Annotated in this window: 3 protein-coding genes and 1 tRNA gene; 2 read left to right on the top strand and 2 right to left on the bottom strand. The window is 41.0% G+C overall.

Annotation, left to right across the window (positions count from 1 at the left end; translation table 11 throughout):
* Nucleotides 1–10: 10 nt before the first annotated feature.
* Both FJR37_RS10500 and FJR37_RS10495 read left to right on the top strand, forming a co-directional pair.
* Nucleotides 11–1,285: a dihydroorotase gene (locus FJR37_RS10500; protein WP_168465981.1), complete on the top strand. Its 1,275-nt coding sequence runs from the start codon at nucleotides 11–13 to the stop codon at nucleotides 1,283–1,285.
* A gap of 145 nt (nucleotides 1,286–1,430) precedes the next feature.
* Nucleotides 1,431–2,867, top strand: a complete 1,437-nt coding sequence (locus tag FJR37_RS10495; RefSeq protein WP_168465980.1) for an FAD-binding domain-containing protein — start codon at nucleotides 1,431–1,433, stop codon at nucleotides 2,865–2,867.
* Nucleotides 2,868–2,885: 18 nt separating this feature from the next.
* Here the strand turns inward: FJR37_RS10495 and FJR37_RS10490 are convergent.
* Nucleotides 2,886–2,959, bottom strand: a tRNA-Met gene (locus tag FJR37_RS10490).
* A gap of 146 nt (nucleotides 2,960–3,105) precedes the next feature.
* Nucleotides 3,106–5,463: a peptidoglycan DD-metalloendopeptidase family protein gene (locus FJR37_RS10485; RefSeq protein ID WP_168465979.1), complete on the bottom strand. Its 2,358-nt coding sequence runs from the start codon at nucleotides 5,461–5,463 to the stop codon at nucleotides 3,106–3,108.
* Nucleotides 5,464–6,000 lie beyond the last annotated feature (537 nt).

The following is a 6,000-nucleotide window of genomic DNA, read 5'->3' as shown; positions in this document are numbered from 1 at the left end:
CTAATGACCAATGACTAAAGAACTATTAAAACAAGTAAGAGTAATTGATCCTGTTCAGAAAACTGATACCGTAGCAGATGTATTAATTATTGATGGCTATATCCAAGCTGTCGCTCCGCAAATTACAGATTTTAGTGCCGATACTTCTATTCGTGATTGTCAAGGTTTAATTCTTGGTGCTGGATTAGTTGATTTATATAGTCATTCAGGCGAACCTGGATTTGAAGAACGAGAAACTTTAAGTTCTTTCTTACAAGCTGCTAAAGCGGGTGGTTTTACTAGAGTGGGTGTTTTACCAGATACATCACCACCCATTGATAAACCTGCTTTAGTAGCACAGTTACAGCAACAGAGAGATAGAGGAAAAGCTTCTCCCCATTTGCATATCTGGGGAGCAATTACCTTAGATCTAGCAGGTAAACAATTAACAGAGGTAGCAGATTTAGCCGCAGCGGGGGTTGTGGGTTTTACTGATGCTAAACCTTGGGAGAATTTGGGGATAGTCAGACGGATTTTGGAGTATCTTCAACCCTTTGGTAAACCTGTGGCTTTTTGGCCTTGCGATCGCCATTTGGCCGCTAATGGTAAAATCAGAGACGGTGCAGAAGCCTTGCGAATAGGTTTATCTCCCATTCCAGTTAGTGCGGAAACAACAGCAATTGCCGCTTTATTAGAATTAGTCGCGGATATTGGTACACCAGTTCATATTATGCGTGTTTCTACTGCTCGTAGTGTAGAATTAATTGCTAAAGCTAAAGCTCAAGGTCTTCCCATTACCGCTAGTACCACCTGGATGCACATTTTATTAGATACAACAGCTATTAGAAGCTATCACACATCCTTACATTTAGATCCGCCCTTGGGAAACCACCAAGATATGTTATGCTTACGGGATGCTGTGCGAACTGGGATCATAGATGCGATCGCTATTGATCACGCACCTTATACTTATGAAGAAAAAGTTCAAGCCTTTGGGGAATCACCACCGGGGGCAATTGGTTTAGAATTAGCATTACCCTTACTTTGGCAAAATCTCGTCACCACTGGAGAATTTACAGCTTCAGAATTATGGCGCGTTTTGAGTCATCAACCAGCAGCTTGTTTGCAACAAGAAGTTAAAGCCATTCAAGCCGGGGAAATAGCCGAATTAACTTTATTTAATCCGTTGCAAACTTGGCATATAAACAAGGCAAATCTCCAGACACTTGCTTATAATACTCCTTGGTTTGGTCAAGAAGTTACAGGTCGGGTTGTGCAAGTTTGGTGTGATACTAATTTAAAGTGAAGCTGCGTGAATTAAGATTTTAAGAATAATTGAACGCAGATGAACGCGGATAAACGCAGATAAATACGGATGATAATTATTCTGGGCAGCTTCACATAAAATTGGTATACTATAATTTAGTACATCAGAACTATATTAATATTCAATGTCTGATTTAATTCTGTTTTGGCATCGTCGAGATCTACGCATTTCTGATCATACAGGACTAGCTGCGGCTAGAGAAAAAAGTGCGAAGATTGTAGGTGTATTTTGTCTAGATCCCCAAATTCTCCAAAGTGATGATATTGCCCCCGTTAGGGTAGAATATATGATTGGCTGTTTGCAATCTCTTCAGGAAAGATATCAGCAAGCAGGTAGTCAATTATTAATTTTGCAAAATGATCCTGTGATTGCAATTCCCAAATTAGCAACAGCATTAAAAGCAAAAGCCGTATTTTGGAATTGGGATGTTGAACCCTATTCCCAAACACGAGATTTAGCAGTAATTGAGGCTTTGAAAACTCAAGGAATTGAATTTCTTAACGACAATTGGGATCAGTTATTGCATTCACCAACAGAAATTTTTAGCGGTGCAAAAACTCCCTATACTGTTTATACTCCTTTCTGGAAAAATTGGATTACTAAATCTAAAGCTAAACCAGTTAAAACTTTAGCAAATCTGGAAAATTTAACAGCGGAAGAACAAGAAATTTCTCAACTCACAGGAACTATTAATTTACCTTCTGCCGCAGATTTAGGTTTTATTTGGGATGCAGAATTAATAATTTCTCCCGGAGAATTAGCAGCGCAAGAAAAATTAGATAATTTTGCCAAATCTGCTATTAATGAATACCAAGAACAGCGGAATTTCCCGGCAATTGATGGTACATCTCAATTAAGTGCCGCTTTGAAGTTTGGTGTCATTGGTATGAGAACTATTTGGCAAACTACGATAGAAGCACTGGCAAATAGTAACAGTGAAGAAGTAAATGCCAGTATCCAAACATGGCAAAAGGAATTAGCATGGCGGGAATTTTATCAACACGCTATGTACCATTTTCCAGAACTAGCTAAGGGTGCATATAGAGACACTTTTAAAACCTTCCCTTGGCAAAATAACGAAAAGTATTTTCAAGCTTGGTGTGAAGGGAAAACAGGTTATCCTATAGTAGATGCCGCCATGCGTCAATTAAATGAAACTGGCTGGATGCACAACAGATGTAGAATGATTGTTGCCAGTTTTTTGACTAAAGATCTAATTATTAACCCCCAATGGGGAGAAAAATATTTTATGCAGAAACTCATTGATGGTGATTTATCTGCTAATAATGGAGGCTGGCAATGGAGCGCTTCTAGTGGTATGGACCCTCAACCATTACGGATTTTTAACCCTGCCAGTCAAACCCAAAAATTTGATGCCGAAGCAGAATATATTCGTCAGTGGATACCTGAATTGCGTTATGTATCTCCAGAATACTTGGTAACTGGGAAAATTCCCCCGTTAGATTATTATGGAACAAATTATCCCCAGCCAATTGTTGATCATAAACAACAGCAAGCTCTGTTTAAGCAATTATATCAACAACAAAAGACTATTGGATGAAATGTTATAGTTTGGAAATGGCTCAGGTCAGATTTGAACTGACGACCCCAGGCTTATGAGTCCCGTACTCTAACCAACTGAGCTACTGAGCCACGTTGTTTTATCAACTTATATTAAGATAGCATACCAATTTGCATTTGACAACTATCAATTTCCAAATTTTTACTTTCAAAATAAAGAGAGGGAGTTCACCTCCCTCAATTAACCAAAGAATCACTAAATTTCCAAGAAGCGGAAATTAAATGCGATTGGGTAAGAAAGCGATTGGGTTAACAGCGCCTTTACCAGATGGATGAACTTCAAAGTGACTATGAGGTCCAGTGCTGAAACCGGTGCTACCCATAGCCGCGATTGGCTGACCTTGTTGCACTCTTTGACCAGATTGCACCAAAATTCGGCTGTTATGTCCATAGCGAGTCAGGCTACCATCATCATGACGGATATCCACAACGTTACCGTAACCACCGCTGTTCCAGCCAGCTTTCTCCACTACACCAGCAGATGAAGCATAAATAGGTGTGCCGGTTGAGTTAGCAATATCAATCCCCCTGTGCATTCTTCCCCAGCGCCAGCCATAACCAGATGTCAGAACTCCCTTAGCAGGCCAAATGTAGCCTGTGGTGGAAGAATTAGCTGGGAAACTGGGATTGTCTTCAGTGGTCTGAGGCAAGTGGATATCCACTGCGGCTATAGGTGGTAAAGCGGGAGAAACAGAAGTTCCTCGCAATTTTCCTAAAGAGTCAGAGGCACTAGTACGAGCAGGAGGTACTGTTAACTTAATGCCAGATGATTTGGGGGGAGAATTCCATCTAGCGCCAGTTTTGCTAGGCAGAAATTCTGGGTTAATTGGCTCGTTGGTGGGAGCGGATGCTGTTACCAGAGTCTTAAGCGGTTGATTGCTGTAGCTGGGCAATATTGCTTGAGGTACGGCAATCTGGATGGCATTCGCTTGAGATACTGTGAAGTTATTAGATGATTCAATAGCAACAGGTACAGACTGAATATTGTTTTCAGGGGCTGTAACAGCTACACCAGATTGTTGAGCGCGGTATTTATAACGCAATCTCTCAATTTCTGCTTGCAAGCTACGGATACGTTCATTACCTTTGGCTTTAGATACCTTTTGCACGGGTTTTTGTGAACCCTGCTTTTGGGAAAAAGCTCTTGGTAATGGAGCATCACCGCCTAAGCCGTAAGAGTTACTGGGAGTAGGTAAGGCTTTGGGAATAACAATAGGAATAGTCGGCTGCCCTTGGCTATCTGGGACTATTGGTGCAGGAACATTAATTTGGTTAGCAATAGTAGGATAATTAGTCTGTTCTTGCTCTTGTGTCACCACTGGGACTGGGATAGCCACGCTATTGATAGCCGGAGTTTCAATCCCTTCTACCTGCTCATTTATTTTTGGGGCAGGAATTGTTACACTGGTATTGTTGGCAACAAATGATCTAGGGTTAAAACTAGGGTTATTTAAAGAAGAATTATCTACCTGGCTGGAGGCTTCTAATATCTTGTCGGCAGGAATAATTAACCTTTGATTAATTTGCAGTTGATTAGGATCACTCAGGTTGTTAGTTCTAACTAGCTCAGAAACTGAAGTACCATAACTGTTAGCAATTTCCGCTAAGGTGTCTCCAGGCTTCACTTGATACGTTGAAGGAGACAATTGTGCAACAACTTTTGTTGAAGCTGATGCAGGAACAGGTATTTGCTGTATCGTCGCACTTGTTTCTTTGTTCTGTTTCAACCGAGAAATCAGATCGGATTGTTGGAAATCAGTCAAGTTCTCCGATTGTTCTGGTACGGATCTATTAGCTACAGTGGTTGGCTGTACTTCTTGAATACCAGTTTTTAATAAATCTTGAGTTTGTTCAGACCGTAAGTTTGCCAAACTATTTCTTAAGCGGGTTGATTTTTCCTGTAAGCGATTCAGGGCAAATTCCTGCTGTGCTTTTAATTGGGCATCAACATTACCGCCGGCTAACTCGCCTGCTGACAAATTTTGGGTACTGCCAGTAACCTCTTCCACTGTAGACAACTTTGATGCTGTCTCAGGCTGTTGGTTATTTGTTGGTAATGTCGCCTGAATTGGGCTATAGCTTACTCCCGGCGCTAATTGTGAGTGGACAGAATTTCTGTTAACTGATTTGGCTGGGGAAATTACGTTGGATGCAGTGCCTTCGACGGCTGTGCTGTTGGTTGCAATTTGCCATTTAGCTTCAAGCCCAGGTACTTGTGAGACTACTGTTGGTTCCAATATCACTGGATTGCCTAACCCACCTGTGGGTGATACGGTTGGGGCTTCCAGTTTAGTGGCGGCAAATTTCATCTCAGTCTCAGCAACAGATGGATTTGTTGAAGCTGCTTTTTGACTGCCAACAGGAGCCGCTGCTTGGGCTTGATCGCTTTGTCGAGTCACCAAAAGGCTGGTTGCTCCCATGGATATTGCCAAGCCAATCATGGCTGCCCGATGAGTCCGCGCCCGGCGAGTCATTTTGGGATTGATCTCATAATTTGTTTGCTCTACCGGGGCATCATCGCCGCTGGGGGTATTGTTCAACACAGCCTTATCTCTTTTTTTCAATGCTCGTTTCAAAGACGACCTCCTAATGATCACTAGCGTTTAACTGAATCTTGATTTTTAAGTTTGGATATTAATCCATGATTGATATCACATTAAACCATACATCAAGATCACATTCACCAGAGACACTTACGCAAGATTAACGTGCTTCTCTGATTTAAACAAGTTCCACACTTTTGTAAACCCTAAAGTTTTTGGTGCTGTCTTGTCTAAGTCACTCCTCACAACCTAGAAATTTTCACTGTTGAGAGTCATCCTCAGTCATTTTGCTGCAAAAACACAGAACTAAACAAATATCATAACTTGGCTAGGTTTATTGTCTTCGTTAGCTCATGATCTGGGACAATTTCTACAATAGCAATGATCCCGCTGTAGACGTTTTCAAGATTTTTTGACTAAATCCGTTTTATCAATACGAGATTCTACTTTTATTCTTCCCTAAAAAACAACCGTATACAACATCCGCGATTTTTGCATGATTTTGTTGTATTTCTGGATACAATATTGTCCGATTCATTAAGAGTCAAGGTGTTGGAGATTTTCTGCTTT

The sequence above is a fragment of the Aphanizomenon sp. UHCC 0183 genome, assembly GCF_009712065.1.
GTDB lineage: Bacteria > Cyanobacteriota > Cyanobacteriia > Cyanobacteriales > Nostocaceae > Dolichospermum > Dolichospermum heterosporum.
This window is presented reverse-complemented; position numbering and strand designations above follow the sequence as displayed.

Excerpts from the sequence above, each read along its gene's own strand:
- FJR37_RS10500 (WP_168465981.1), top strand. The coding sequence starts at position 11 with ATGACTAAAGAACTATTAAAACAAGTAAGAGTAATTGATCCTGTTCAG.
- FJR37_RS10495 (WP_168465980.1), top strand. The coding sequence starts at position 1,431 with ATGTCTGATTTAATTCTGTTTTGGCATCGTCGAGATCTACGCATTTCT.